We start from the raw sequence: 26,943 nt of genomic DNA, 5'->3' as shown, positions 1-26,943 counted from the left end.
CTTGGTTAGCTATTCACACAGCCAGAGACTAAATCCAGCTCCGCTCTGAGAGCCGTTGTTTTAACGGCAAATAACGATAGCATAGTATCAAAAACATTGTCGTGACTAAGCTTGGTATTTTGTCGCAAGCAATTGATATTTAACCTGGCATTGTGGCTAAAGCTATCAGACAGCCAGAACAGCATTGGCACTTTGGTTTGCGCGTCGGGGGCCATCCAATAAGGTAACCCATGCAAATAAACGCCGTTTTCACCCAGTGACTCGCCGTGGTCTGATACGTAAACTAACGCGGTGTCGTAGTGCTCGTTCAATGATTCTAACAACGTTATGCTGCTGCCCAGCAGTAAGTCGGTGCTAACAATAGCGTTGTCATATGCGTTAATAATCTGCTGTTGAGTGCACTCATTCAACAGATTCGTGCGACACTCCGGCAAATACAGCTTGTATTGCTCAAGGCTGCGTTTGTAATATTCAGGGCCGTGATTGCCTTGTTGATGCAGCACTATTAATTGAGATGTTGCATTGTCTTGCTGCAAAATACGTTGTTTCAGCCCTGCAAGCAGCGCAAGATCAGGGCATTCGCCATCGTTACAATGATAGGGGCTGTCTAGCGCAAATGGGGTATCTTGCGGTACCCGATCACACATGGTTTTACAGCCGGAATTATTGTTGCGCCATAGTACATTTACCCCCGCACGCTGCAGCACATCCAGTAGGTTGTCTGAGCCTTTTGCAATAGCCTCATCATAGGTATCTTTGGTTAGATGACTCAACAAGCAGGGTACCGAGATTGCGGTAGCGGTGCCGCAGGCGCTGATGGCGCCAAAATTGATCAATTTACGTTGTGCTAGTTGCGGTGTGGTATTTCGCTCGTAACCGTTAATACCTAAATGGTCGGCCCGTACGGTTTCACCCAGCACAAAAATGATTAGCCGGGGTTTGCTGCCGGCAAATAATTGTTGCACCGCATCAGAGGCATAAGGAGTATGGCTTTGTGCCATTGCTTTTGTTGTCGCCAGCATACCGGCAGATGCCACCAGTGCACTGAGCGGCAACGTTTGGTGCTTAAGGTATCTATGCTGACGAAATACGCTGGCATAACTTTGATACTGCGTTGCAATAAGCACAACAATCAGCATAAAAGTAGTAAACAGGGTGGCTAAGTACCAAAGCAGCGGTGTGACTTTTCTGGCATTGATGCCAGATCGCTGGCCAGATAGCGGTATATTAAACAGCAGCGTCGCGGGCAGTAGCAGCTGAAATAAAAAGTACGGCAACATTTTACCGCTTAATAAGCCCCGCACTTCAGCAACATCAGTTTCCACAGCGTTAGTTAGCATGCTTTTATCAATTAGCACACCATAAGTGAGCATAAAATACTGGCTGACGGCACTGATGCTGATAAGCAGTAACAGCCAGGGCTTTTGCCACTTATTGGTACCACCAAGCTGACATAAAAACAGATTCAGCAACAGCAGCAAGGCAGTGAGACGGATACTGATTTGTGCATTCGCGATAGCTGTCAGGCTGTTATAAAACGCCTGATTGTACCCCACAGACAGCACCACCGCGGTTAACAATGTCAGCTGCCAGGGCCGCAGCTGCCAGGTATGCCATGATGTTTGCTGCGCCGGGGATACTTCAGTGATTGCCTGCATGGAGAATGCTCAAATTAACTAAGGTTGCCCCCAAGTGTGTTGCGTTAGTCTTAAGCCCATCTTAAAAAATGTCATTAAATAGCCGATCTTACCGGGGGGCAAAACACCAAAAAACACAGCTTTGCACAGCAAACGCAGATAAACAGTGTCGTTATGTCGTGTGACATAAAATGAGCGCCGCGCAGTTGTTGGGTAATACCCAGGATTAAGCCGCCGGTTAAGCCGGCGGTTAAACCGACAAAGCGATACTGTGGCCTGGTGTGCTTGAAAAAGTAATACAGCGCAACCCAGGCATAGCCAACACTGGCATGTCCGGCCGGAAAACACTGGCTGTATGGCAGATACGAAGGTCGCGCTTGCAACAGATGAATGTACGGCTCTGTGCCACCAAAAAGTGCCAGGCTCCAGGGGCAGGCAATATTGGTAATGGCTTTGAGATAGGCCACCAGCACAAACGCGGTTAAGAGTGATATTGTCAGGGCCAGATAAGCTTTGCGCAGTTTAGGCTGGGTTTTATCCAGCCAATGGTAATAAAACGTAGTCAGTAATGCCGCCAGTGCAAACATGTAGTTTAATTTGCGCGCGCCCTTGTGCAATACGTCCTCGGTTAGCCAGTAATCTCTCAATGCCCATTGATATCCTTCAAGCTGATAAAATTTGGACGCCAGCCATATATCGGCACCAGCCAGATCAAATAACAGCATTGATGCCAGATACGCCACAAGCAGGCGACAAAATGTTTTGCTGAATAAAAAACGGTACATCAACATAACAAGGTACCGTTTTCTTGTTTTATACAGACGTTCATTTGACGCTCCGGTAAAGGTGTTAACTAAAGCCTAATTAATGCTGCTTAAGATTTGCTTAAGCTTGCACTTTTAGCATGCAAAAAACGTTGAGAGGTTAAAGTTGCATGCAAATAAGCACTCCTATTGTCCGTTTTTTCGGCCCTTATCTGCCATATGTCGTGATGCTGCTGCTCATGCTGGTGTTGTTATCTGCCAGCCGGATAGGTCTGTTTATTTGGCAATTTGACCGTGTCAGCGCTGCCGGTGACATCGGCACTATGCTGTTGCAGGGTGTCAGGGCCGATCTGATTTTTAGCGGTTTATGGTTAATTATGCCGTTGCTGCTGGCGCCACTGCTGGCAGGTAAAAAGCGCTTTCCCTTGTGGCGCCGTTTTAGCCATAGCTGGGTGCTGCTTGGGCTGTGTCTGGTTATCTTTATTGAGGTATCAACACCACAGTTTATTTTGCAATACGATATAAGGCCGAACCGGCTTTATGTTGAATACTTAAAATACCCCAAAGAAGTGTTCAGTACTTTGTGGCAGGGCTATCGTGCCATGTTGCTTGGTGGTGTTGCGATTACCGCCTTGCTGCTATGGGGTTTACACCGGGTGTTTAGTCGGGTTACGGCAGCCTCACAGCCTTATTCCGGCAAAAACTTGTGGTTAACCTGGCCGCTGGCAGTGCTATTGGTATTTGCAGCGGTGCGTTCCACCACAGAGCACCGGCCGGCTAATCCGGCGATGTTTGCTATTACCAGCGATGCGCTGGTCAACTCGTTAATTATTAACTCGCCATACTCAGTGTTGTATGCAGTTTACAATATGAAGCACGAGGCACACTCCGGCGAAATTTACGGCAAGCTGCCCGATGAAGAAATGCTGCAGCTGGCGCTGGACTGGCCCTGGTTAAAACGCCAGCGCTTTAATGATGCTAACTTACCAACGCTGCATTATCACCAGGCCAGTGTGCAACGTGACAAGCCGCTTAATCTGGTCATTATTTTGCAGGAAAGTCTGGGCGCTACCTTTGTTGAGTCACTCGGCGGTGTGCCAGTAACACCACAGCTGGAACAGCTAAAACATGATGGCTGGTGGTTTGAGCAAATGTACGCCACCGGCACCCGTTCGGTGCGGGGTATTGAGGCTGTGGTATCCGGCTTCATGCCAACGCCAGCGCAAAGCACGGTTAAGCTATCCTTGTCGCAACACAATTTTTATACTCTGGGTAGCACGCTCACGCCGCTGGGATACAACACCAGTTTTATTTACGGTGGTGAGGCGCATTTTGACAATATGCGCAGCTTTTTTACCGGCAATGGCATTAATCAGATTATTGATCAGCAGCATATGACAAAGCCGGTGTTTGTTGGCAGTTGGGGCGCCAGTGATGAGGATTTATTTACTGCAGCTGCACAGCATTTTGATGATATGCACCAGCAACAAAAGCCGTTTTTCAGCCTGGTTTTTACCTCGTCTAATCATACGCCGTTTGAATTTCCGGATGGTCGCATCAGCTTGCACGAGCAACCCAAAGCCACGATGAATAACGCGGTAAAATATGCCGACTATGCGCTGGGTAAGTTTATTGCACATGCCCGCCAACAGCCTTATTGGCAGGATACGTTGTTCCTTGTCGTGGCCGATCATGACAACCGGGTGTACGGCAACAACCTGGTGCCGGTTGAGAAGTTCCATATCCCGGCGCTGATCCTTGGCGCCGACCTGACACCAAAGCAGATTAAGCCGGTTGCCAGTCAGATTGATTTAGCGCCGACGTTGCTGTCACTGATGGGCATTAGCAGCCGTACACCTTTGATTGGGCGTGATTTTAGCGTGGACGATACCAGCCCGGGGCGTGCGCTAATGCAGTTTGATCAATATTTTGCTTTGATGGAGGAAGAGCAGGTCACCATTTTACGTCCGGGGCAACCAGCTGTCAGTGGCCAATACAACCCAGAGCATAAACAGTTGCAGCTGCATACGCAGGCACCCACCGCAGCACAGATTGAGCGTGTACTGGCGCAAGTGTTGTTGCCGTCCTATTTGTATCGCCAGCAACAATACCATTTAGCCAGTCAAGTGCCTTAACGCTTAAGGTTCGCTTAAGTATTGCCGGTTAGCCTGAACATCAACGTATGGAGGCAGTATGCAATTCAGATTTATAACCGCAGCGCTATTGGCTTATCTGCTTGGCAGCAGTGTCGCGGCAGTTGAACTTAACGAGCTGGAAGGCAGCCCGGTTAGCAGTATGCAGCAGCTAACAGGCAAGGTCGTGCTGGTCGATTTTTGGGCATCCTGGTGTGCGCCATGCCGTAAGTCTTTTCCCTGGCTAAATGCGATGCAGCAACGTTTTGGCGCCGAGGGCTTGCTGGTACTGGCGGTGAATGAGGACACAGACCGCAGCGAGGCCGCGCGGTTTTTACAGCAAGTGCCGGCAGACTTTTCCATTCTGTACGACCATGCCGGTGCACTCGCTGAGCAGTATCAACTGATGGGCATGCCAAGCAGTTTTCTGATTGATAAAAAAGGCCAAATTCGTTATCGCCATATTGGCTTTAAACAAGCTGATATCGCCGGCTATGAAACACAGATCCGCCAGTTATTGGCAGAGGAGTAGTATGATGAAACCGACAAAAATACTAAGCGGCACTTTACTGGTGCTTATGTTTGCTCAGCTAAGTGCTTGCAGCAGCCTGGGTGTTAAACCGTGGGAGCGCGACATGCTGGCAAAGGATGAGATGGCATTAAACAATGCACCGCTGGATAACCGGCTGGATGACCATATTTACTTCAGCAAAGAAGGCAGCAGCGGTGGCCGTAGCTTTGCCGGTGGAGGTTGCGGATGCAATTAAAACAACTGGTAAATATCAGTGCCGCGCTGGCTGCAGCCAGTTGTGCGTTATTAGGGCAGCAAGCGCAGGCGGGTACGGTATTAGATGACTGGCAATTCAACAGTGCTATTTTGTTGTATAACGAAACGGACCGCGTTAGCGCTGCCGAAGGCGTATTTACTGCCCGAGGTGATTTTGGTGATGATAAATTTCTTAACCTGGGGTTAGTTGTTGATGCATTAACGGGTGCCTCAGCCACCGGTGCTGTGGCGCAGCCGTATGTGCAAAGTTTCACCCGGCCATCGGGTCGCGGTAGTTATGATGTTGCGGCTGGGGACACGCCACTGGACGATACTTTTCACGATACCCGGGTGCAGTTAGATGCCAGTTGGGAGCAGCCACTGGCGCCAAACTGGCGTGTTAGTGGGGGCGGGCATGTATCGAAAGAGTACGATTACTTGTCGCTGGGGTTAAACGGCTCCGTGGCGCGGGACTTTAACCAGAAAAACACTACGGTTTCATTGGGGTTGGCGTATAGCCATGACACTATTTCACCGGAAGGCGGTATCGCCAGCGCCTTTGCACCTATGCTGTTGCGTCGCGATTTTGCTGATGATGACAGTTATCAGGCAGCGTTTGCTGCCACCCGCGACAGAGCCGATGACACTAAAGATACGCTAGATGTGCTGCTGGGCCTGACACAGGTAATTAACCGTGACTGGTTAATGCAGTTTAATTACTCATTAAGTGTCGCCGACGGCTATATGACCGACCCGTTTAAGCTAGTGAGTGTGGTGAACAGTAATGGCGTAGTACAACAAAACCTTTATGAAAGCCGGCCGGATAAACGTACCAAACACAGCTTATTCTGGCAGAACAAGCTGCATTTAAGCGGCACCTTTTTGGATGCCTCTTACCGTTATATGTGGGATGACTGGGAGCTTAGCTCGCACACCGCAGATGTGAAATGGCGTCTGCCAATGGGCGAGCAATGGTATGTTGAACCACAGTTTCGTTACTACCAACAAAGTGCGGCAGAGTTTTATCTACCGTTTTTACAGCAGGATGAGCCGATACCGCAGTTTGCCAGCGCAGACTATCGCATTGGCAAAATGAGCGCCTATACGCTGGGCGCCAAGTTTGGTACTAAGCTGGCAGCAGGCAATGAGTTGTCGTTCCGTATTGCCATGTATCAGCAAACGCCAGAAAATGATGGTGTGGTAGCACCTGGGGTACTGGCAGGAGTAGAGCTTTACGAAAAAGTTACCGCTGTGATGGCACAGGTAAGTTATTCTTTCTGATAGCTATTCAGATTGGAGAATATATGACGGTGCTTAGTATTCAGCAGGGCAGTAACTGTGTGGTTGGCCGGTTTCGGGCAATGGCCAGCCCCTGTGAAATCTTGCTGGAAGCTCAGGACATTGCACTATGCCAACAGTTGACGGAGCTTGCTGCAGCTGAGGCTGAGCGCATAGAGCAAAAGTACAGCCGCTATCGCCCGGATAGCGTATTAAGTTTGCTTAACTGGAACGCAGGGCATTGGCAGGCCATTGATGCTGAAACCGCTGCACTGCTGCAGTTTGCTAATAGCTGTTTTACGCTAAGTAGCGGCTTGTTTGATATTAGTAGCGGTATTTTACGCCGAGTCTGGCAGTTTGATGGCTCGGCCAATATTGCCAGCCAGCAGCAAATTGATGCCGTGCTGCCGTTTGTTGGTTGGCACAACATTAAGCTGGATGACAATCGGCTATTTTTACCCGCTGGCATGGAGTTAGATTTAGGCGGCATTGCCAAAGAATACGCGGTGGACAAAGTGCTGCAGCTGTTGCAGCAACAGTTCGCGGCGCAACAAGCGCCAAGCCTGGTGGTTAATTTTGGCGGTGATATGGCATGTAACCGGCCGCGGGACGATGGCAGCTTGTGGCGCATTGGCATTGAAAACCCAACGCTGGCCGACCAAGCCATATCTGCGGTAGGGTTAAGCAGCGGCGCTTTAGCCACCAGTGGTGACAGCCGCCGCTTTATCTTAAAAGACGGCGTACGCTACAGCCATATCCTTAACCCGAAAACTGGCTGGCCGATCAGTAATGCACCACGCTCAGTAACGGTTGCAGCACCCAATTGCCTGCTCGCCGGCATGCTGGCTACTACTGCTCTATTGCAGGGTGCAGACGCGGAGGCGTTTTTGCAGGCACAAGGGCTTAAATACTGGTTGGTAAAGTAGTGGCCGGTATAGTAGCCAGGTTATAACTGATACAACTGCAAAAAAGCCTCTGCCGGCAACTGGTTAAATTCCTGCAATAGCTGGCGAAACAATGTGCTGTCGCTAAGGTTGTCGAGCGACTGTATCAGTTGTGCAAGGTCGGTGTCCTGCAGGCGGCAGCATTGCTGATAGCGCTGGATCTGCAGATTGAGCGGCGCTTTACCCTGTTGCTGCAATAAGCGCTCGGCAACGACAAAAAACTGCGCGCCGCCCCAGTAGCCTGCGGCAAAGCGGCGCTGGCTCAGTAGCTGTGCGGCGCTATCGGCCATACTTAATTGCTGCAGGTAATGTTTGCGCTGCGGCGCAAATTTCGCATTGATTACTCTGGCGGCACTGTCAATTAAGCCCGCCTGTTGCATGATCTGATATTGCATATAACTGGCAAACCCTTCTGCAAACCAGGCATTTTTCTGGCCGAGGTAGGGTAGCGCCAGGTGGGCCATTTCATGGTAACCAGTCCAATCGGCAACGAACTCATGCTTGCTAAACTGCGGCGCAACATAAAAATGCACTTGTTGGCTATGCTCCCGCCAGGTATTGGCCCAGGGCACCGGCTCGTTGCCGGCACGACGGTAAACGTATAACTGCATGGCAAATGGATAGGGGCCAAGCACCTTTAAGGTTGCCTGGCTGCTAAAGGCTAGCCACTGACTTAATTTTACTTGTTCGGTAGAGCTGAACTCGTGCTGCCAGTGCAACTGATATGGCGCTGTTGCCGCCAGGCTAATCTGGCTGGCGCTGCCAAGCAGCACCAGTATCAATAGCAGCACGCTAAGCTTAGGCACGTTTTTTCAGCAGCAACGCAATATCATCACTGCTACTTATTGCTGTTTCCTCTTGGTTTACTTTACGCGGCCGCAGTTTTTCGCCCAATACCAACATGCAAGGGGTTAAAAACAGCGTTAGTACAGTGGCAAAGGTTAAACCGCCGGCAATGGCGCTGGATAGCTGGGTCCACCACTGGGTAGACGGCGCGCCAAAACCCAGGCTGGGTTCTAACAGGTTAACGTTAACGGCCAATACCATCGGCAGCAAACCCAATACGGTAGTAATAGAGGTTAACAGCACCGGGCGCAGGCGCAGGCAGCCGGTTTCCAATGCCGCATCAATGGCCGACAAGCCGCTATCGCGCAGTTGGTTGTAGGTGTCAATCAGTACGATATTGTTATTTACCACGATACCGGCCAAGCCAATAATACCCATACCTACCATCACAATACCAAAGCTTTGGCCATTTACCAGTAAGCCTAATAGTACGCCGGCAGTAGAGAAAATAATCGCCGATAAGATCAGTAAGCTTTGATACCAGCTGTTAAATTGCACCAACAAAATCATTAGCATTAAAAATATTGCCGTGGCAAAGGCACCGAGTAAAAAGGTCATGGCTTCTTGTTGGTCAGCGCTTTCACCGGCGGTTTTAACCATCACGTTATCTGCCAGTTTAACATCGCTACCCAGCAAGGCCTGTAAGCGCTCACTTACCTGAAAACCTTCAGCTAAATCGCTTTTTATTGTTATTGCCCGGTTGCCGTCAATGCGTTTTACCACACTGGTTTTTGGCGCGGGCACTAGCTGGATAAAGTTACTTAGCGGTACCTGGCCACGCGTGGTTTGAATGGTTAGCCGGCCCAGTTGGTCTAACGAGCGCCAGTTCTGTGGCAAGCGCACGCGAATATCTACCTCGTCGCTGGCATATTCCGGCCGAAACTTTGCTAGTAATAAGCCATTACTGATCATCTGCACCGCATTACCCACGGTAAGCACATCGGCACCAAAGCGTGCGGCGGCGGCGCGGTCTACCTCGATGCGCCATTCAATACCGGGCAGGCTTCTGTCATCTTCAATATCGACAAAGCCGCCCAGCTCACGCATTTTGGCAATAATTTGACCTACTGCCTGCTCGGTGGCGGCTGATTCCATGCTGCTAACCTGCAGCTCTACCGGTTTACCGGCTGCCGGGCCTTCCTGCTGCTGGCGAAACTCAAGAATAATACCGGGGATATCGGCGGTAAGCTTACGCATATCAGCTAAAATAGCCGCAGCGCGGCGGCGCTCATGCCAGTCGATAAACTGAAATTGCAAGGTACCAACGACATCAGGAGCCAGCTCACCACCGGCGCTGGCCAGTGAGCGGGCATACAGCGCTTTAACTTCAGCTAACCCCAGCAAGCGCTGCTCTACTTTTTTTAGCAGGGCGTCTTTTTCATGGATTGACATATCACCGCGCGCCCGAACCCACACCTGCGCAGACTCGGGTTCTACCGATGGGAAAAACTCCATACCATGGTTATATTTGCCGTAGGCGACGAAGATAAGCAGCATAGCGCCCAGCAGGCCGGCAAAGGTTAGCCCGGGGCGGCGTAATAAGCGGCCCAGTAAGTTTCGATAGGCTAAACCGGCGCGGCTTTGCTCTACCTGGTGCTGAGGAGGTTGTGCTTTACTAAGCGAGCCCATTACCGGCAAAAAGATCAGCGCCATAAATAGTGATGCCAGCAAACATAAAATGACCGTGGCCGGCAGGTATTTCATAAACTGGCCAACTACGCCGGGCCACACTAGCAGTGGCATAAACACCACCACTGTAGTGGCGGTTGAGGCAATAATAGGCCAGGCCATGCGGCTGGCGGCATTAGCCCAGGCTTGCTTAGGCTTTTGCCCTTCCGCTAAATTACGATCGGCCAGCTCGCTGACTACTATGGCGCCGTCTACCAGCATGCCGGCCACCAGAATAAGCGCAAACAGCACGATAATATTCATGGTGTAGCCAAGCGCAGCAATCATTAAAATACCGGCAAAAAATGCACCGGGTATAGTAATGCCTACCAGCAGCGCCGAGCGCACGCCCATGGTGGCGACAATCAGAATAAGAACCAGTACCACCGCAGTTAACACGTTGTTCAGTAGATCTGACAGCATGTTTTTTACTTCTTTGGATTGGTCCATAATGTAGTTAATTTGCATGCCGTCGGGAAACTGGCTACTGGCCTGTTCAATTAAGGCTTTGGTTTGCTCGATGGTAGAAATAATATTGGCGCCGGCGCGCTTTTTTACTTCCAGTACTACCGCTGGCTGGCCGTTAATGCGGGCAAAACCGAGCGGATCTTTAAAGCTGCGGCTAATGGTGGCTACATCGCCAAAGGTGATCACGGTATCGCCATCGGCTTTAATCGGCATTGACAGTACGTCGTTTAAATCCTCAATTACGCCCGGCACTTTCATCGCCATGCGACCGGCGCCGGTATCTAAGCTGCCGGCGGCGACCAGCCGGTTGTTGTTTGACACCAGACTAAACAGTTGCTGGTAATCCAGGCCGTAGCCCTCGAGTACCTGCGGGTCTACCACGATTTCCAGCAAGTCTTCGCGATCGCCACCAATATCTACTTCCAGCACTTCGGGAATGGCTTCAATATTTTCCTGCAGCTGGCGGGCAATAAATACCAGCTGGTTTTCTGATATTGGCCCGGATAAACCGACTGACAGCACCGGAAACAAGCCGACGTTAATTTCGTTTACGGTAGGCTCGTCTGCTTCGCTGGGTAGCTTGGAGCGGGCGGCATCGACCTTCACCCGCACATCAGCCAACGCTTTATCAGCATCAAAGCCAGCGTCAAATTCCAGCATCACCGAGGCATGGCCTTCGCTTGAGGTAGAGGTCATTTTTTTAATGCCCTCTAACGATCGCAACTCGTGCTCCATCGGCCGCACCAGCAAGCGCTCGCCATCTTCCGGGCTAATGCCATCCAGCGACATCGACACATACATCATCGGAATGGCGACATCGGGGTTGGCTTCTTTCGGAATAGACTGATACGCGCTGATGCCGGCAATAAATAAAAACAGCAACAGCATCATACTGGCGCGGCTGCGCTGTATGGCAGCCTGGATCAAGCTGTTCATGCTTTAGCTCCTGCTACCTTTACCTTGTCACCGGCGCGGACAAAACCGGCGCCCTGGGTAATAATTTGCGCCCGTGCCGGTAAGCCACTAACCCAGGCACCGTCAGTGTCGGCGGTAAGAATCTGCACCGGATAAAACACCACCTGTTGCTGCTCATCCACTACGGCCACGGTTAGCTTGCCGCTGTTATCTAAACTTAGCAACGCTGGCGAGATACGGTGTGCCGGCACGCTATCTAAGGCAATGTCCAGCGTGGCACTGGCACCGGCGATGCGCCAATGCTGTGGGTTGGCTACGCTAACTTCAATATAATAACTGCGGGTAGCGCTGTCGGCGGCATAGCTGATAAAGCTCAGCTCGCCGCTAAGCGCGCGGCCATCCAGTAATCGAACCTTGGCCTGTTGGCCAAGCTGTAAAGCGCTAACATGTTGCTGGGGAATTTGTGCGGTGACTTTAAGCTTATCAATTTGTACCAGCTGCAGCAGCGCTGTGCCAGTTTGAATTAAATCGCCCACTTCAATATGGCGCCGGTCGACCACGCCATTAAACGGCGCTACCGGCTCGGTTTGCTTAACCGCCAGCGTCGCGTTTTGTAGCTCGGCTTCGGCTTTGGCCAGTTCACTTTCCAGTCGGGTTAGTTCGGTGGCCGATAAAAACTGCGCTTTGCCCAGGGTACGGGCGCTGTTAAGTTCACTCTGGCGCAGCGTCAGGTTGGCTTTAGCCTGTGCCAACATTGCGCTTCGGCCTTCATCCGATAAGCGCAGCAGTTTATCGCCTTGTGCCACGTTATCGCCTTGCTGCTTTAGCAGCGCTTCAACCCGGCCCGCTTGTTGCGATTTAATGCTGACACTGCGCCATGGCAACACCTGGCCTTGTGCAATTTGTGTTGCCTGGTACAGCTGCGCCTCTGACCAGCGTGTTTCAACCTGTGGCAGCTGTTTTTGGGCGACCTGTTGCGGCGCAGGCTGGGTATCTTTGGCGCTGAAAGTATCTCCGCTTAATAGCCACAGTAACATTGCCACCGCCAGAACAATTGCCAGTAGCACAGGGGAGAACGAGAGTTTTTTCAGCATAAAATATCCTAGGTAGCAGGGAGCAAGGCCGCAGTTGGGGCATGGTGGTAAAATATACCTACAGTGATGAATGTCATCAAGGCCGTAACTGTAAGCAAATATGGCAGCATTAACCGCGCTTAACGCGCGGTTAATGCTGGTGCAAGTAATAACTATTGATTGCGGGCAAAGCGGCCTAATTGCTGCTGAGTACGGGCAGTGCCGCTAAGCAAGTCTTTGGCGGCCTGGTCAATAGAAGCCATCTGGCTGTAAGCCGCGCTGGTTACCTGTTCAATGGCGCTTAAATGCTGGTGCGTTTGCTGATAACGCTGCTCTAATTGCAACACGGTTTGGTTGATACTTTGCATACCGCTCTTCGCCTGCTGCAGCTCTTGCTGTAACTGGACGAACTCGCCACTGGTACTGGCAATTTGTTGCTGCGCCTGCTGCGCTTGCTGGTTCAGGCCTTGCGACTCGGTGCGGGTTTCACCCACCAGCTGTTCCATTTCATTTAAAAAGCCGGAAATTTGCTTAGTGGCATCATTTACTTTGGCGGCTAGGGTGCGCACCTCATCAGCCACAACGGCAAAACCACGGCCAGCATCACCGGCACGGGCGGCTTCAATAGCGGCATTTAGCGCCAGCAGGTTGGTTTGGTCGGAAAAGGTTTCTACCATCACCAGAATCTGCCGCACGTTTTCGGAGTTTTTATGCAGGCCGTTTATGGTGCTACCAAAGCTGTCGAGCAGCTTAACAATACCGGACAACTGACCGCTTAACTGCTGCATCTGGCCGCTGGCTACTTTGGCTTTATCTACTGCAACACCGGATATCTGATTTACTTCGTCGCCGTGCTGCACAATATCGGCCAGATTTTGCAATACTTGGTCACTGTCGCGGCGAATCTGTCCACTGCGTTTTTCTGTGTCTTGTAAATGACTGCGAGTGCTTTTTACCGCGGAAGACACCTGCTCATTTACCTGGTGGGTGTCGCGCGCTTGTTGGTGAATATCGCCCAGCAGCACGCCGAGCTGGCTGACAAACTGGTTATATTCCTCAGACAGGGTACGAAACTCATCATAGGTAAAAGCTGGCAGACGGTGGTTTAAATCGGTGCCTTTGCGGTTGGTATCATGCAGTGCTGATACCAGTGCTTTTACCGGCCGCACAATTAAATAGTGCATATAACCAATGGTAAAAACAAAGGCGCCAACACCCAGCAGCAGTAATGTCCACCAGCGGCCGTTTGCACCACCTTCAGGGTAAGCAAGATACAGCGCCAGTAAGAAAAAAACCGCTAAAAAGCTGATATTACCCACAATTTTTCGGCTTAAACTGCCGAAAAAACTGCGCTCTATAAATAAGTAAAGGGAAGTGAAACCGCTCATAAGGTCGCAAGTCCTGCCAGAGTAAACTGAGATGAAATCAGCATAACATAGCAATAGGCAAGCTGCGACCTGCCTGCGTTAGTGCAGTATGATCTGCAACAAAGTTAGTTTAAATAGCCAGTTTACGGCTGATAAACCAGCCAGCGACCATGGCAGCAATAAACACCAAGGTACCACTGCTGCCGGAGCTGATAGCCGCCAGTGCAGGGCCCGGGCAGTAACCGATTAAACCCCAGCCGGCACCAAATAATAATGAGCCGATGACCAGCGGTTTATCTAAATCCTTTTTGCCGGGCATACTAAAATGTGGTGCAAATAGCGGTTTGTCTTTTTTGGCAAACAACCAGTAACCGCTGCTGTAAACTGCCAAACCAGCAGCCATCACTAGCATTAAGCTGGGGTCCCAGTTAGCGTTCAGCGTTAAAAACCCCAGTACTTTTTCTGGGTCTATCATTTGTGAGTAAGCAATACCCACTGACATTAGTAAGCCGGCAATAAAAGCAATAATAATTGGCATAGTGGCGTCCTTAACGTAGTAGGGTGGCGACAACAACGCCGCTTAACATAAACAGCAGCGTGGCGGTGATAGAGCGCGGCGATAAACGGCTGATACCGCAAATACCATGGCCAGAGGTACAACCGCTGCCCCAGCCGGTGCCTACACCCACCAGTAAACCGGCAACAACAACCTGCCAGCTAAGCTCTGGCGTGCTGTAATTAAAATCAGTTATCAAGGAGCCTACCAGCAAAGGGCCTGCGATAACGCCGGCTAAAAAGGCCAGCCGCCAGCTGCGGCCATCGCTGGAGAACAGCGCTGAACTGGCAATACCGGAGATACCGGCAACACGACCGGAAAACACGAATAAGATCAATGCGCCCAAGCCTATCATGCCGCCGCCAATTAGGGCCGTATACGGGGTAAAGTTGTCCATGTTGTGCTCCTCGTAGTGTCTAACTGCTTATTGCTGCTTCACTGCAAAACCAGCATCCAGCCAGGCTTGCATGCCGCCGGCTACCGAATACACAGCAGTAAAGCCCATGCGCTGCAATGACTCTGCCGCCAACGCCGAGCGCGCTCCAGAGCGGCATATTAAATACAGCGGGCTTTGCGCCAGTTGCGCCAGAGCCATATCAGCCGCACAGCCGCTGGCTGCCACTTTAGGGTGGTTGTGAATATTCATCTCTAGTACACCACGCGGGTAATTTACCGCACCCACTATATGCTGCTGGGCAAATTCAGCTGGTTCACGTACATCGACCAATACTGTTTCGGCGTCGCGGCTCAAAGCGGCGTACAGATCATTAATAGTAACTTCCTTAATGGCCGCTTTGGCTTCTGCGATAAGTTGTTGTGAGGTTTTCATCGGATGCTCCTGTTAACTGACATTAAAGAACAGATTGATAAATAACGACTACGGCCATGATCACTAAGAATATGGCAAAGCCGCGCTGTAACTGCTGTTTAGGTAAGCGCCTGCCCACAGCTGCGCCAACATAGCTACCGGCAATACCGGCGATAATCATCAAACCTATGGTTTTCCAATCAAATACAGCACCGTCTGAGGCCATTACCCAATAGTATTTGCCAAAACCGACAAAAGATTTCATCGCGATAATAACCAGGCTGGTCGACACTCCAACCGGCATCGTTAAACCACCCAGTAACACCAGCGCTGGCACGATTAAAAAGCCGCCGCCCACGCCGACAAAGCCGGTAATGGCGCCGACTGCTAAGCCGTCGATAACAATTTTCACCGGTTTAAATGCTTTACCGTTGCCCAGCTCGCCAACCTTGCTGCGCCACATCATTACCGCAGCGACTAACATAAGCAAGGCGAATACCAGCAACTGCCAGCGCGCATCAACTAAGGTTCCTAGCCAGGCACCGCCGTAGGTGCCCACCATACCCGGAATACCAAACCATAACACATGGCGCCAGCTGATTAACCGTTGCAAGCCATTACGCACCGAGCCGAATAAGCTGATACCCGCTACAATGAGTAATGACGACGCTATCGCCAGTTGAGGCGGCATATGCAGCAAGTATAGTAGTACCGGCACGGTAAGGATAGAGCCACCTGAGCCAAACAGCCCCAAGCTTAAACCGATAACAATGGCACCCAGTAAGGCTAACATAATGACTTTACCTTATATAACATAATGGAATATGCTTATAACATGAATTGCATTCTAGAGTGGTTTTCGCTAAGCTGCAATCTAAATTTAGCATATTCTAATTTAAGAGGTTGAAATGGCCGTTGATCAAGTACAGATTAAAATGTTTTTCGATGCCGACAGCTCGACTTTTAGTTATGTGGTGGCCGATAGCAACAGCAGTTTCGCTGCCATTATCGACCCGGTGCTGAACTACGACGCGGCGGCAGGCGCAGTAAGCACGGCAAACGCTGACAACATCCTGGCATATTTAGCCGCCAATCAGCTTAAGCTACAATGGATTCTGGAAACCCATGCCCATGCCGATCATTTATCGGCGGCTGATTACCTACACCGCAAAACTGGTGCGCCGGTGGCAATAGGTGAAGGTATTAAAAAAGTGCAGCAAACCTTTAAGCTAGTGTTTAACTTGGGCGATGATGAGCTTTTGGCCAAAGGTGATTATTTTCATAAGTTGTTTGCTGACAATGAAAGCTTCAGTATTGGTAGTTTAGCCGCGCAGGTGCTTAACACCCCGGGGCATACCAATGACAGTGTCAGTTATTTGATTGCTGGTAACTTATTTGTTGGTGACTCGCTGTTTATGCCCGATTCCGGCACGGCACGTTGCGACTTCCCCGGTGGTGACGCGCATATTCTCTATCGTTCTATTCAGCGTATTTATCAGCTACCGGACGAGACAAAAATTTATATGTGCCATGACTATCAACCGGGCGGGCGCGAATTGAGGTATCAAACCAGCGTGCTTGAGCAAAAAACACAGAATATTCATGTTAAAAGCGATACGCCAGAACAAGAGTTTGTGCAAAAACGTGAAGCGCGCGATAAAACGCTGGCGGTGCCAAGGCTGATATATCCAGCGGTGCAGGTGAACATCCGCGGTGGTCAGTTGCCCAAAGCCGCGGACAATGGCGTAAGTTATATCAAGATCCCGTTAAAACAGCGCTAAATTTAGCGTCAGACGATCGGCTGACACTGACAGCCGATCGTTTTTGCACTATAAACCGTACACCTGCTCAGCAACTAAGCAACGGGAAGCGTACGGATGAAAGACAAAACACAACAGCCCTCACCTGAAATACCCAATCAGGCTTATCAGCTTTACGATAAATACGCCCATGGTATGTTAAGTCGGCGGGATTTTTTCAGCGCTATGGCCAGCCTGACAGTAAATGCGGCGCTGGCCACCACCTTTATCAACAGCATGTTGCCCAACTATGCGTTGGCGCAGCAGGTGTCATTTAACGATGCAGGGATTCTTGCCAGTTATCAGAAATTTGCATCACCACAAGGCTACGGTGAAGGCCGCGGCTATTTGGTAAAACCCAAAAATGCCACTGCTGCCCTGCCTACAGTGCTGGTGATCCACGAAAACCGCGGCTTAAACCCCTATATCGAAGATGTCGCGCGCCGTTTAGCCAAAGCCGGCTTTATCGCTTTTGCCCCTGACGCCTTGTGGCCATTGGGTGGCTACCCGGGTAACGACGATGAAGGCCGTACGATGCAACGCAGCCTGGAACCGACAAAAATAGTGGCAGATTTAAAGGCCGCTGCGCTGTGGCTGAAACAGCTGGAAGGCGGCAGTGGCAAACTGGGTGTAGTCGGTTTTTGTTTTGGTGGCGCCATTACCGGACGCTTAGCGGCTGAGCTGCCTGAAGTTGTTGATGCCGGCGTACCGTTTTATGGCTCACCGCCGCCGGTTGACAGCATTGCCAACATCAAAGCGCCGCTGCTGGTGCAATTGGGCGAACTGGATGAGCGGGTAAATGCTATGTGGCCAGCGGCAGAAGAGCTATTTAAGCGGCACAAACTTGATTACAAGATTGAATTCTATCCGGCTTCACACCATGGCTTTCATAATGATTCTACCGCGCGCTATAACAAGGATATGGCCGATTTAGCCTGGCAGCGCACGCTGGCGTTTTTCCAGCAGCATTTAAGCTAGGTAGCGTGCTTGTAGACATTGTTGCGGTTTTTCTTCAGCTCAGGCGTATTGGCGCCTGCTGGTAAAGCCGCAAGATTTTCGCTATAACCTGCGTTACCATTTTTATCGCAAGGCTAGGCTGATGACAGAACAGCATGTTCCCCTGACTGATTTTATTGAATACCCACCCGAACAAATGTTAGCGCGCGCACAGCAGCATCTGGCAAATCTGCGCCGGCGTCACTCTATCCGAAAATTCTCAAGCCGGGCAGTGGCGCGTGAGCTAATAGAGCACTGCATCCTGGCGGCAGGTTCAGCCCCCAGTGGTGCTAATCATCAGCCGTGGCATTTTGTTGCTATTCAAAGCGCTGAGGTTAAACAGCAAATCCGTCTCGAAGCTGAAGCGTTAGAGCAAGGCTTTTACGCTGGACGGGCCGGTGAGGAATGGCTGGATGCACTGAAACCACTTGGCACCAATGCCAATAAGGCCTATTTAGAAACCGCACCCTGGCTTATCGCCGTGTTCAGTAAAAAGCGCGGTGGTATAGAGCAGCAGGATGACAAAACTAATTATTACGTGCATGAGTCTGTCGGGCTGGCTACCGGCTTTTTATTGCAGGCACTGCACTACGCTGGCTTGGGCACGTTAACCCATACCCCGAAGCCGATGAGCTTTCTAAGCAAAATTTGTGGCCGCGACAATGACAACGAGCGGCCTTACATGCTTATTGTTACCGGTTATCCTGCAGAAGATGCCACGGTGCCACAGCATGCGCTGAAAAAGAAAAGCCTAGAGCAGATCTGCAGCTTTTTGTGACGCAGCTTAGCTATTTAATCAGCTGACATTGCTGCGCAACGGTATCGGTATGTCAGCCAAAAGCCCCTGTAGGCAGTTATTGTGGGCATTTTCAGCGCAGTTAACTCAGGGTCTGCGTCCATAGGCATTTAATTTCACATAAATTACTAATGTTGACAACATTGTTGTTTCATTTATGGTTTTATATTGGCTAGTTTAACCAAGGCCCCGCGTAAAGACTAACGTCAGCATGGCCTGCTTAAGGAGGCATAATGAAATTAGGCAATGTTCTACTGTGGTTACTGTGTTGGTTGGCACTAAGTGCTTGTAATGGTGATACAACACCATTACAACCGCCACCGGTTTCAACGCCAGAGCCTTTTGAATTCACTCATCAAGGCCTTGATGGGCTAATTATCAAGCGCCTGTATCAGCAAGAAGATAGTATTCTGGCATTAACCAATAATGGCCTGTACCAACAGCAACAACAGCAAAACAGCTGGCAGTTAATAGGTCTGGAAGGTTACGAGTTACAAGATTTGGCCATGATTACCGACCAACATTGGTTGGCGGCGGTGCGGTTGCAAGATGCGACTGAATCTGCGAGTAATCACCTGCAAGAATCGTTTGACGCTGGCGCCAGTTGGTTGGCGGTGTCGCGTCCATTTGGTGAAGATGGCAAGCATGAAGGTATTTATGCTTTGCACTACGACACGTTGCAGCAACGGTTATACGCCACAGGGCTTGGCGTGCTGGCACAGTCGGACAACTTAGGCATCAGTTGGCAAAAACTACAAGGCGACTGGGACATGTTGGCTCAACCCAACAGCGCTTTAGCGTTAGCGCCAGATCGCAGCCACATATGGTGGGGTGGGCAGGGAGCCATTGAGAATGGGGTCTTGTTCAGTTATCGGTTAGCCGATGGGCATAGCCAAACGTTTAAAGCGTTACTACCCGATCCCAGTGTGTATTACAACCTGCGTTTTGCCAACAATCATGTTTATGCTTGTGGCGAGGGCGGCATTGTAATGACCACCAACAACGGCGACAGCTGGATAAACCTGTTACCAGAGTCTGATCACCGATTTTATTTTGACATAGCCATGGATCCCAATAGCAATGGCCGTTTGTACACAGCGGGATGGGATAAAAAATTTAATGAGCCGCAACCGCTTATTTTACAATGGTCTGACAATGCCGGCCAAAGTTGGCAACGCTTGCATTATCAAGGCCCACCAGATTTTATGGGCGGTGTACGCAGTATGCTGCTGGTGCAGCAGCAAGAGCAGTCCTATTTATATCTGGGCTTGTACAAAGGCGGCATGATGAAAGTACGCTTAGAGTAATTATTGCACGCCAGAGGGTTGTTAAGCCGCAAGCTGGTAAACTAGCGGCTAATATTTAACGTTGGAGGCTATAGTGCGTTACCCGTGGATTTTATTTGATGCCGACGAAACCTTATTTCATTTTGACGCCTTCGCCGGCCTGCAGTTGATGTTTTCCCGTCAGCAGTATCAGTTTAGTGCCGACGAATATGAGTACTATCAATCTATTAATCTGCCGTTGTGGCAGCAGTATCAGCAGGGCGACATCAGTGCTCTGCAGTTACAAGTCAACCGTTTTACCCCCTGGGCAGCAAAGCTTGGCCAAACTGCCAGCGCGTTAAATAGCGCCTTTATGCAGGCAATGGCCGATATTTGCACACCGCTGCCAGGCGCCACAGAGCTGATTAATGCGTTAAAAGGCCGGGCAAAGCTGGGCATTATTACCAATGGCTTTACCGAGCTGCAGCAAATACGGCTTGAGCGCACCGGTTTTGCTGATGTATTTGACACCTTAGTTATCTCAGAGCAGGTTGGCGTTGCTAAGCCGCATATTGACATTTTTAATCATGCATTTTCCTTGATGGGCCATCCACCGAAACAGCACATCTTAATGGTAGGTGATAACCCGCATGCCGATATACAAGGCGGCATTAATGCCGGTATCGACACCTGCTGGCTAAACCGCCACGGCGCCAAACGGCCTGATGGTATAACACCACACCATGAAGTGGCCTCACTTGCGCAATTGCAGCATTGGTTACTTAGCACAGGCACTTAACTGCCTGCTGGTAAACTGCAGCTTTCTGTAAGCATTTTCCGGCTATTTAATCAGCTGATACTGCTGCGCTGCAGTGTCAGTTTGCAAACCAAAATGCCCCAGCAGGTAGTTATAGCTGGCATTTTCACCCCAGATACTGCTGCTGTGAATACCGTATACCAGGCAGCTGCCGGTAGAACACACTACCTGATCGCTGTAGCTTTTTATCGAATACACTTTCTGGCCAAAGCGAATGCCGTACAGGCCATCCAGAAACGGGCTTGATACCGAGAGCCCGGCACTGCCACAGGTTGAGTTCCACACATTATACGGGTACACGCCGCAGCTTAATAAACCGCGAAAGGCGCCGGCAATACCGACAAAACTGTTTACCTGTGACGCTATAGCCAATTTGTCTATTTGCTGGGCCGCCAGGGTCGCGCCCATCGAATGGCCTATCACATCTATCTTACCGGTGCAGGAGCTGGCCAACGCCTGCTGCAGCGCATTGCGCACCGGTGTTTCTTCACTGCCGCTGTGGTCATTACAGGCAGCGCAGCTTTTCGAACCCCAGTCCGGCCGGTAAATATCGCTGCTGCTGAATCCTGCCGTGTTCTCTGAGCACTAGTCTGAAAATAAGACCGCTGCCGCTTTAGCGGTAAGTTTGGCCGAGTCATGCCCTATGCCTGGCACCTGATGTACTTGAACATTGGCGGCCATGTTGTGGCGTGCGGCAAGGTTGTTCATTGCCGCTGCCCAGCTGTATGCAAATTCTAGCCGGTTACTGCCGATATGCGCCGCGCGTTGCTCCTGGGTTTTAGTGTCTGCTGCGCCAATTACTATCTGCACTTTGTTAGCAGCGCTGGCGTAATTGCGTAGTTGTGGGCTAACGCGTTCTTGCCGTTTAATTGCACCTTTATCCCACTGAATGATTTTGTTAAGACTACCAGCGCCATAAGGCCAGGGTACGTTATCATCGGGGTACGAATAACGGCCTGCGGCACTAATAACAGCTTTAATAATGCGTCCAGGATGGGTAACCACGTAACGTGCAACAAACTGGCCGCCAGCAGAGTGACCATACAAATAAAACTGATTGGCACCACTTTGGGTTTGGCTGCGATATTGGCTGATTAGCTGGTGTACAAATTCATCAGCGCCAATGTATTTGCCGAATAAATTACGGTAACCACCATAGCCCTGCGACAAATTGCCAAAGTGCTCGTTGTCAAAAACCGGTGCAATAATAATCAGACCATACTGCTCTGCATAGGGTACCCAACGTTCGGCATAGGTTTTAGTCTGCGCTGCCGCCTGCTGATTTTTATCCAGCATGCCATGCGCCAATACCAGAATATGCTTCGCCTGTGCCTTTGGTAGATACAGCTGATAGTCACCAACAGAGGTGCTATGAAGCTGAACCTGTGCCACAACCGGCAATGCCAGAAAATAGGTGGTTATCAGCCATAGCAATAAGCGTTGAATTGTTTTAATCACTACTACTTTACTCCTAAAATCTAGGCTCTTATAACGACGAGCTATTCAATTCATGGCAGTCTACCTTTGTTGCAAATTAGTAACAATTAATTGTGTGCTTGTTGGTTAAAGCTTGCGCGCAGTTTTCTGGAGTTTTTCGGTCGGGTAAGTGACTTAAACCAGGCAGAAAAATTTGGTTTTGGCAGGTGAAATAATCAGCCTATGAAAACACTGACGGTATACACCGGCTTAACTTTACTGAATTTTGTTGTGTGCTTTTTTATTTTTAATTATTCATTCAATCAACAAGCTACGCCATTTTTAGTTGAAGAGCGGCGAGTGGACAGCGGACTTTTAATGCTACAGACGACATTGCCCGCATACCTTTTGTGGTCAGTGATAGTTAGCTTAGTGTTCTATTGCATCGCGAGAAAGCTAAAGAGCAACCGTTAAAAAGTGATGAGTGCCTCAAACAAAAAGCCCGCAAAAGCGGGCTTTTTTTAACAGTTAGCTGTTACCAGCCGCACTGCATGCCTTTGTTTTGCTCGTCTAAATAAGCTTGCAGCGGGGCGAAGTAGGCCAGTATGGCGCTGGCATCCATTTCTGGTTTGCCGGTTACTACTTCAAGCGCTTGCTGCCATGGCTGGCTGGAGCCCATTTCCAGCATCTGGTTTAGCTTAGCGCCGGCCTCTTTGCTGTTGTATATCGAACAGCGATGCACGGCACCCTCGTTACCGGCGATATCACACAGTGCCTTATGGAACTGGAACTGCAAAATATGCGCTAAGAAATAGCGGGTGTAGGGTACATTGCCCGGCACATGGTACTTAGCGCCCGGGTCAAAATCTGCCTCTGAGCGCGCGATTGGCGCAGCAACGCCCTGGTATTTCTCGCGCAGTTGCCACCAGGCTTCGTTGTATTGCGCTGGGGTAATTTCACCGTTAAACACCTGCCAGCGCCATTGATCGACTAATAAACCAAAGGGTACAAAGGCAATTTTATCCATCGCCATTTTCAGCAGCAGGCCAATGTCTTTGCTTTCGTCCGGTACTTTATCCAGTAAACCAATTTGCTTTAGGTAATCGGGCGTGACCGACAAGGCAATAGTGTCGCCGATGGCTTCATGGAAGCCGTCGTTAGCGCTTTCCTGATAGTACACCGGCTGATCTTTGTAGGCGCGCTGGTAATAGTTGTGGCCCAGTTCGTGGTGAATTACCGAAAACTCTTCACCAGTGCGCTGGATGCACATTTTAATGCGCAAGTCGTCTTTGGCATCTAAATCCCAGGCGGAAGCATGGCATTCCACGTCGCGATCAGCCGGCTTGGTAAACAGTGAACGCTGGTAGAATGTTTCCGGTAGCGGGGCAAAACCCAGTGAGCTGAAAAACGCTTCGGCGCCACGCACCATTTTAATTTCGTCATAGTTATGTTTGGCCAAAAGCTCTGTAACGTCATAACCCGGATCGGCGTCTTTCGGTGCGACTAAGTCGTACACATTACCCCAACTTTGCGCCCACATATTGCCCAGCAGATGCGCTGGAATCGGTTTATCCAGCGGCACTTTGTCGGCACCATATTGCTCTGATAATTTGCTGCGCACATGACAGTGCAGTGATTCATACAAGGGCTTTACTTGATCCCAGACGCGGTCCAGCTCTTTGGCAAAATCATCGGCCGGCATATCGTACTTAGAGCGCCACATCGCGCCGGTATCGGCATAGCCCAGCTCTTTGGCTCCTTCATTGGTCAGCTCAATTAAGCGGGTATACAGCGGCCGCATCGGTGTGCTGATCTCACGCCAGCCCTGCCACATTGCCAGTTGTTCATCATAATCACGGCTGCTGGCCATAATGGCCGACATGTCACCCAGCGATAAACACTTACCGTCGGCTTGGCAGTATTTGCCTTTGCCGTAGATGCCGCCCAGTTCAGCAACAATTTTTGCCATTTCGGCGGTTTTAGCGGTATCTTGCGGTGCTGGTAAGGTGAGTGCCAGCTTGAGTTTGTCCAGCTTACGCCGGCTGTCGTCTGATAACGCCACCTGATCAAATTTTGCCGCGGCGGTAGCCAGCTGTACCATTTCAACGGTGAGTTTTTCATTCACATCGGCGGAGAGTGACGCGGTATCTTCGGTAATAAAGTTGGCATAAATCCACTCGGCGCGGTTGGACTCTTTATACAGTTGCACCAGCTTGGTTTCAGTTTCAGCCAGAAACTCCTGTGCATCGGCTTCGGTAAGTTGTTTTTGTTCCGCCTGCTGTGGTGCGTCGGCTTGTTGCTGCGGGCCGCAGCCGCTGAGCAGCAAGGCTGAACCCACCAGCAACGCGGTGGCAGAGAGTTTAAATGTGATCATAGGGTACCTTTTTCATTGTTGTTTGTGTTTTGTTATAAAAAGATGGCCGTGGTTTAACTGCACCAGTATAAACAGGCAGTGGCGGTAAACGCCAGTCTACTTGCTATAGAGTGGTGTTGTGCCGGGAGACAGCTGCTGCGGCGTGTTAACGCTGCTGCTTTTGTTGTAGCTGCCACATGCGGGCGTATTCTCCATTAGCGGCTAACAGCACATCATGGCTGCCTTGCTCGGCCAACTGGCCATTTTTTAGCACAATGATATTGTCGGCATCGGTAATAGTAGATAGCCGGTGGGCTATTACCAGGCTGGTATGATTACGCGCCACTTCACGCATGGCTTGCAAGATGGCCTGCTCTGAGCTGGAGTCAAGCGCCGAGGTGGCTTCGTCAAACAGCAGAATGGGCGATTTTTTTAAAATAGCGCGGGCGATGGCAATACGCTGTTTTTCGCCGCCGGACACTTTTAAACCGCGTTCACCCACCACAGTGGCATCGCCTTGTGGCAGGCTGTCGATAAAGCTGCGCAAATGGGCAAGTTCGATGGCCTGGTCAATCTCTGCTTCGCTGGCAGCGGGGCGGCCGTAGCGGATATTGTCACGAATGCTGTTGTTAAACAGCACGGTGTCTTGCGGCACTATGGCAATAGCACGGCGCAGGCTGTCCAGCGTTAGCGTGCTGATGTCCTGGCCATCAATGTAGATACTGCCGCCATCGATGCTGTAAAAGCGATACAGCAAGCGGGCGATAGTACTTTTACCGGCACCGCTGGCACCGACTATCGCCACCTTGCTGCCGGCGGGCACGTTAAAACTTAGCTGCTGTAAAATCGGCCGCTCACTCTGATAACCAAAATCGACCTTATTAAAGACAATATTGCCTTGTGCGATGGTTAGCGGCATGGCGTCAGCGGTATCGACAATTTCTGGCGCCCGTTTAAGTAAGCCAAGCATATTTTCTAAGTCGGTTAGCGCGCGGCGAATTTCACGGTAAACAAAGCCTAAAAAATTCAGCGGTAAAAACAGCTGGATCATATAAGCATTTACCATCACCAAATCACCCAGCGTCAGCTGTTTGTTGACCACTTCATCAGCCGCCAGCCACATTAACGCGGTTATGGCCGCGGCAATAATTAGCGCCTGGCCCGAGTTTAACGCCAGCAAACTTAAGCGGTTTTTTAACCGGGCCTGCTCCCATTTGGCTAAAAAGCTGTCGTAGGTTTGCGCCTCATATTGCTCGTTATTAAAGTATTTTACCGTTTCGTAGTTCAGCAGGCTGTCGATGGCACGGCTGTTGGTGGTGTTATCCGCCTGATTGGCTTCGCGGGTGTATTTATTACGCCATTCGGTAATAACCACCGTAAAGAAGATATAAACGCCTACAGCCAGTACGGTAACCAGCGAATACAGCGGCGAAAACAAAGCAGCGAAGATAATGGCGACGGCCAGAATTTCAAACAGGGTAGGCGCAATATTAAACATTAAAAAGCGCATTAAAAAACTTAAGCCATTGGTGCCGCGCTCTATATCGCGGCTAATGCCGCCAGTTTGCCGGTCCAGATGAAAAGATAGTTCTAAACTGTGCAGGTGCTTAAACACCTTAAGGCCAAGCTGGCGCATCGCATGCTCGGTTACCCGGCCAAACAGCGCGTCACGCACTTCGCCAAAAAATACCCCGGCAAAGCGCAGGCCACCATACAGCAGTAACAGCGCTACCGGCAGCAGCAATACGTTGTGTTGGCCGCTGTCTAGCGCATCGACAATGTATTTTAATGCCAGCGGCATTAGCAGCACTGCCGCTTTGGCGGCGATTAATGCTAGCAGCGCCAGCACTACGCGGTATTTAAACTGCCACAAATACGGCCATAGCATGGCCAGCGTTTGCTTAAGGTTAGTGGCTTGCGGCCGTTTTACCGGCTGTGGCTGTTTTGCTGTAGAGCGCATACCGCGCATGAAAGTGTCCTTGTACGACATCAGGCATAGGTGCAAAGGTACGCGGTATCTACGGCCACCTGCAACTGAAATTTGCTGTTGGCTGGCACTTCAAATTGCTGGCCACGGCTATATGTTTGCCAGCCGTTCGCGGCCGGCAGCAATACCGTTAGGGCGCCGCTTACTACGGTCATCACTTCATGTTGGCTGGTACTGAATTCATAGTCACCTGGCGCCATGACACCGACAGTGGCCGGCAGTTGCTCGCCAGCAAAGGCAATAGAGGCAACATTGCCATCAAAATATTGGTTTACTTTAAACATCTCATTCT

General features: G+C 50.4%; 24 protein-coding genes and 1 pseudogene. 10 read left to right on the top strand and 15 right to left on the bottom strand.

The genetic code is table 11. From position 1 onward, the window contains the following. Positions 1-5: 5 nt before the first annotated feature. On the bottom strand, positions 6-1,658 hold the full coding sequence (locus tag I4W93_RS14285) for a phosphoethanolamine transferase (protein ID WP_205313603.1): 1,653 nt from the start codon (positions 1,656-1,658) through the stop codon (positions 6-8). Between the two features lie 74 nt (positions 1,659-1,732). Beyond that, positions 1,733-2,428, bottom strand: coding sequence for a phosphatase PAP2 family protein (locus tag I4W93_RS14280; RefSeq protein ID WP_205313602.1), 696 nt, complete (start codon positions 2,426-2,428; stop codon positions 1,733-1,735). 143 nt (positions 2,429-2,571) lie between these two features. Here I4W93_RS14280 and I4W93_RS14275 point away from each other — a divergent pair, with 143 nt between their 5' ends. From I4W93_RS14275 to I4W93_RS14255, 5 genes are read left to right on the top strand one after another with little or no spacing between them, the layout of a single operon-like run. After that, positions 2,572-4,536 (top strand): LTA synthase family protein, encoded by a 1,965-nt coding sequence (locus I4W93_RS14275; RefSeq protein WP_224673464.1) that lies wholly within the window; start codon positions 2,572-2,574, stop codon positions 4,534-4,536. Positions 4,537-4,594: 58 nt separating this feature from the next. Beyond that, positions 4,595-5,065, top strand: a complete 471-nt coding sequence (locus I4W93_RS14270) for a TlpA disulfide reductase family protein (RefSeq protein ID WP_205313601.1) — start codon at positions 4,595-4,597, stop codon at positions 5,063-5,065. Position 5,066: 1 nt separating this feature from the next. Continuing rightward, the gene (locus I4W93_RS14265) at positions 5,067-5,300 is read left to right on the top strand and encodes a DUF4266 domain-containing protein (RefSeq protein ID WP_224673463.1); all 234 of its coding nucleotides are present in this window, start codon (positions 5,067-5,069) and stop codon (positions 5,298-5,300) included. Continuing rightward, complete coding sequence (locus I4W93_RS14260; protein ID WP_205313600.1) at positions 5,291-6,580, top strand: DUF3570 domain-containing protein; 1,290 nt, start codon at positions 5,291-5,293, stop codon at positions 6,578-6,580. Before I4W93_RS14265 ends, I4W93_RS14260 begins: the two co-directional genes overlap by 10 nt. 23 nt (positions 6,581-6,603) lie before the next feature. Next, the gene (locus I4W93_RS14255; RefSeq protein WP_205313599.1) at positions 6,604-7,503 is read left to right on the top strand and encodes an FAD:protein FMN transferase; all 900 of its coding nucleotides are present in this window, start codon (positions 6,604-6,606) and stop codon (positions 7,501-7,503) included. A gap of 20 nt (positions 7,504-7,523) precedes the next feature. Here I4W93_RS14255 and I4W93_RS14250 read toward each other — a convergent pair whose 3' ends face one another. The 8 genes from I4W93_RS14250 to I4W93_RS14215 all read right to left on the bottom strand — a co-directional run bounded on the left by I4W93_RS14250 (position 7,524) and on the right by I4W93_RS14215 (position 16,015). Beyond that, positions 7,524-8,327 carry a hypothetical protein gene (locus tag I4W93_RS14250; RefSeq protein WP_205313598.1) on the bottom strand — a complete coding sequence of 268 codons (804 nt, stop codon included), beginning with the start codon at positions 8,325-8,327 and terminating at the stop codon, positions 7,524-7,526. Then, the gene (locus I4W93_RS14245) at positions 8,320-11,439 is read right to left on the bottom strand and encodes an efflux RND transporter permease subunit (protein WP_205313597.1); all 3,120 of its coding nucleotides are present in this window, start codon (positions 11,437-11,439) and stop codon (positions 8,320-8,322) included. The genes I4W93_RS14250 and I4W93_RS14245 overlap by 8 nt, the downstream gene beginning before the upstream one ends. Then, positions 11,436-12,512 carry an efflux RND transporter periplasmic adaptor subunit gene (locus I4W93_RS14240; protein WP_205313596.1) on the bottom strand — a complete coding sequence of 359 codons (1,077 nt, stop codon included), beginning with the start codon at positions 12,510-12,512 and terminating at the stop codon, positions 11,436-11,438. The genes I4W93_RS14245 and I4W93_RS14240 overlap by 4 nt, the downstream gene beginning before the upstream one ends. 152 nt (positions 12,513-12,664) lie before the next feature. Next, complete coding sequence (locus I4W93_RS14235; protein WP_205313595.1) at positions 12,665-13,879, bottom strand: methyl-accepting chemotaxis protein; 1,215 nt, start codon at positions 13,877-13,879, stop codon at positions 12,665-12,667. Between the two features lie 109 nt (positions 13,880-13,988). Then, on the bottom strand, positions 13,989-14,396 hold the full coding sequence (locus I4W93_RS14230; RefSeq protein WP_205313594.1) for a DUF6691 family protein: 408 nt from the start codon (positions 14,394-14,396) through the stop codon (positions 13,989-13,991). 10 nt (positions 14,397-14,406) lie between these two features. Beyond that, positions 14,407-14,811, bottom strand: a complete 405-nt coding sequence (locus I4W93_RS14225; protein ID WP_205313593.1) for a YeeE/YedE family protein — start codon at positions 14,809-14,811, stop codon at positions 14,407-14,409. A gap of 27 nt (positions 14,812-14,838) precedes the next feature. Beyond that, positions 14,839-15,243, bottom strand: a complete 405-nt coding sequence (locus tag I4W93_RS14220) for a rhodanese-like domain-containing protein (RefSeq protein ID WP_205313592.1) — start codon at positions 15,241-15,243, stop codon at positions 14,839-14,841. 22 nt (positions 15,244-15,265) lie between these two features. After that, positions 15,266-16,015, bottom strand: a complete 750-nt coding sequence (locus tag I4W93_RS14215) for a sulfite exporter TauE/SafE family protein (protein ID WP_205313591.1) — start codon at positions 16,013-16,015, stop codon at positions 15,266-15,268. A gap of 115 nt (positions 16,016-16,130) precedes the next feature. Between I4W93_RS14215 and I4W93_RS14210 the strand changes: the two genes are divergently transcribed. From I4W93_RS14210 to yjjG, 5 genes are all read left to right on the top strand, one after another. Next, positions 16,131-17,003, top strand: coding sequence for an MBL fold metallo-hydrolase (locus tag I4W93_RS14210; RefSeq protein WP_224673462.1), 873 nt, complete (start codon positions 16,131-16,133; stop codon positions 17,001-17,003). A gap of 96 nt (positions 17,004-17,099) precedes the next feature. Further along, complete coding sequence (locus tag I4W93_RS14205) at positions 17,100-17,999, top strand: dienelactone hydrolase family protein (RefSeq protein ID WP_205313590.1); 900 nt, start codon at positions 17,100-17,102, stop codon at positions 17,997-17,999. Positions 18,000-18,120: 121 nt separating this feature from the next. Then, a complete protein-coding gene (locus tag I4W93_RS14200; RefSeq protein ID WP_205313589.1) occupies positions 18,121-18,795 on the top strand; it encodes a nitroreductase family protein in 675 nt (224 codons plus the stop codon). Positions 18,796-19,046: 251 nt separating this feature from the next. Then, the gene (locus I4W93_RS14195) at positions 19,047-20,120 is read left to right on the top strand and encodes a WD40/YVTN/BNR-like repeat-containing protein (protein ID WP_205313588.1); all 1,074 of its coding nucleotides are present in this window, start codon (positions 19,047-19,049) and stop codon (positions 20,118-20,120) included. 73 nt (positions 20,121-20,193) lie between these two features. Beyond that, entirely contained in the window at positions 20,194-20,877 is a 684-nt protein-coding gene (gene yjjG / locus I4W93_RS14190; RefSeq protein WP_205313587.1) for a pyrimidine 5'-nucleotidase, read from the top strand. Between the two features lie 42 nt (positions 20,878-20,919). On the opposite strand, the pseudogene I4W93_RS14185 reads toward yjjG, so the two are convergent. The 5 genes and pseudogenes from I4W93_RS14185 to ppnP all read right to left on the bottom strand — a co-directional run. Continuing rightward, a pseudogene (locus I4W93_RS14185) lies at positions 20,920-21,453 on the bottom strand (alpha/beta hydrolase family protein); the annotation flags it as partial. A 27-nt stretch (positions 21,454-21,480) separates the two neighbouring features. Further along, on the bottom strand, positions 21,481-22,353 hold the full coding sequence (locus tag I4W93_RS14180; protein WP_205313586.1) for a serine aminopeptidase domain-containing protein: 873 nt from the start codon (positions 22,351-22,353) through the stop codon (positions 21,481-21,483). A gap of 493 nt (positions 22,354-22,846) precedes the next feature. Then, a complete protein-coding gene (locus I4W93_RS14175; RefSeq protein WP_205313585.1) occupies positions 22,847-24,685 on the bottom strand; it encodes a M2 family metallopeptidase in 1,839 nt (612 codons plus the stop codon). A gap of 145 nt (positions 24,686-24,830) precedes the next feature. After that, positions 24,831-26,633 carry an ABCB family ABC transporter ATP-binding protein/permease gene (locus I4W93_RS14170; protein WP_205313584.1) on the bottom strand — a complete coding sequence of 601 codons (1,803 nt, stop codon included), beginning with the start codon at positions 26,631-26,633 and terminating at the stop codon, positions 24,831-24,833. Between the two features lie 20 nt (positions 26,634-26,653). Continuing rightward, positions 26,654-26,935, bottom strand: a complete 282-nt coding sequence (ppnP, locus tag I4W93_RS14165) for a pyrimidine/purine nucleoside phosphorylase (RefSeq protein ID WP_205313583.1) — start codon at positions 26,933-26,935, stop codon at positions 26,654-26,656. Between the last annotated feature and the right edge of the window lie 8 nt (positions 26,936-26,943).

Source organism: Rheinheimera maricola, assembly GCF_016918075.2.
Taxonomy (GTDB): domain Bacteria; phylum Pseudomonadota; class Gammaproteobacteria; order Enterobacterales; family Alteromonadaceae; genus Alishewanella; species Alishewanella maricola_A.
This window is presented reverse-complemented; position numbering and strand designations above follow the sequence as displayed.

Coding starts and splice junctions, on each gene's coding strand:
- I4W93_RS14215 (WP_205313591.1), bottom strand. CDS start 16,015: ATGTTAGCCTTACTGGGTGCCATTGTTATCGGTTTAAGCTTGGGGCTG.
- I4W93_RS14280 (WP_205313602.1), bottom strand. CDS start 2,428: ATGTTGATGTACCGTTTTTTATTCAGCAAAACATTTTGTCGCCTGCTT.
- I4W93_RS14275 (WP_224673464.1), top strand. CDS start 2,572: ATGCAAATAAGCACTCCTATTGTCCGTTTTTTCGGCCCTTATCTGCCA.
- I4W93_RS14235 (WP_205313595.1), bottom strand. CDS start 13,879: ATGAGCGGTTTCACTTCCCTTTACTTATTTATAGAGCGCAGTTTTTTC.
- I4W93_RS14230 (WP_205313594.1), bottom strand. CDS start 14,396: ATGCCAATTATTATTGCTTTTATTGCCGGCTTACTAATGTCAGTGGGT.
- I4W93_RS14270 (WP_205313601.1), top strand. CDS start 4,595: ATGCAATTCAGATTTATAACCGCAGCGCTATTGGCTTATCTGCTTGGC.
- ppnP (WP_205313583.1), bottom strand. CDS start 26,935: ATGTTTAAAGTAAACCAATATTTTGATGGCAATGTTGCCTCTATTGCC.
- I4W93_RS14260 (WP_205313600.1), top strand. CDS start 5,291: ATGCAATTAAAACAACTGGTAAATATCAGTGCCGCGCTGGCTGCAGCC.
- I4W93_RS14195 (WP_205313588.1), top strand. CDS start 19,047: ATGAAATTAGGCAATGTTCTACTGTGGTTACTGTGTTGGTTGGCACTA.
- I4W93_RS14245 (WP_205313597.1), bottom strand. CDS start 11,439: ATGAACAGCTTGATCCAGGCTGCCATACAGCGCAGCCGCGCCAGTATG.
- I4W93_RS14205 (WP_205313590.1), top strand. CDS start 17,100: ATGAAAGACAAAACACAACAGCCCTCACCTGAAATACCCAATCAGGCT.
- I4W93_RS14220 (WP_205313592.1), bottom strand. CDS start 15,243: ATGAAAACCTCACAACAACTTATCGCAGAAGCCAAAGCGGCCATTAAG.
- I4W93_RS14175 (WP_205313585.1), bottom strand. CDS start 24,685: ATGATCACATTTAAACTCTCTGCCACCGCGTTGCTGGTGGGTTCAGCC.
- I4W93_RS14285 (WP_205313603.1), bottom strand. CDS start 1,658: ATGCAGGCAATCACTGAAGTATCCCCGGCGCAGCAAACATCATGGCAT.
- I4W93_RS14210 (WP_224673462.1), top strand. CDS start 16,131: ATGGCCGTTGATCAAGTACAGATTAAAATGTTTTTCGATGCCGACAGC.
- I4W93_RS14240 (WP_205313596.1), bottom strand. CDS start 12,512: ATGCTGAAAAAACTCTCGTTCTCCCCTGTGCTACTGGCAATTGTTCTG.
- I4W93_RS14265 (WP_224673463.1), top strand. CDS start 5,067: ATGATGAAACCGACAAAAATACTAAGCGGCACTTTACTGGTGCTTATG.
- I4W93_RS14225 (WP_205313593.1), bottom strand. CDS start 14,811: ATGGACAACTTTACCCCGTATACGGCCCTAATTGGCGGCGGCATGATA.
- I4W93_RS14170 (WP_205313584.1), bottom strand. CDS start 26,633: ATGCGCGGTATGCGCTCTACAGCAAAACAGCCACAGCCGGTAAAACGG.
- I4W93_RS14255 (WP_205313599.1), top strand. CDS start 6,604: ATGACGGTGCTTAGTATTCAGCAGGGCAGTAACTGTGTGGTTGGCCGG.
- I4W93_RS14200 (WP_205313589.1), top strand. CDS start 18,121: ATGACAGAACAGCATGTTCCCCTGACTGATTTTATTGAATACCCACCC.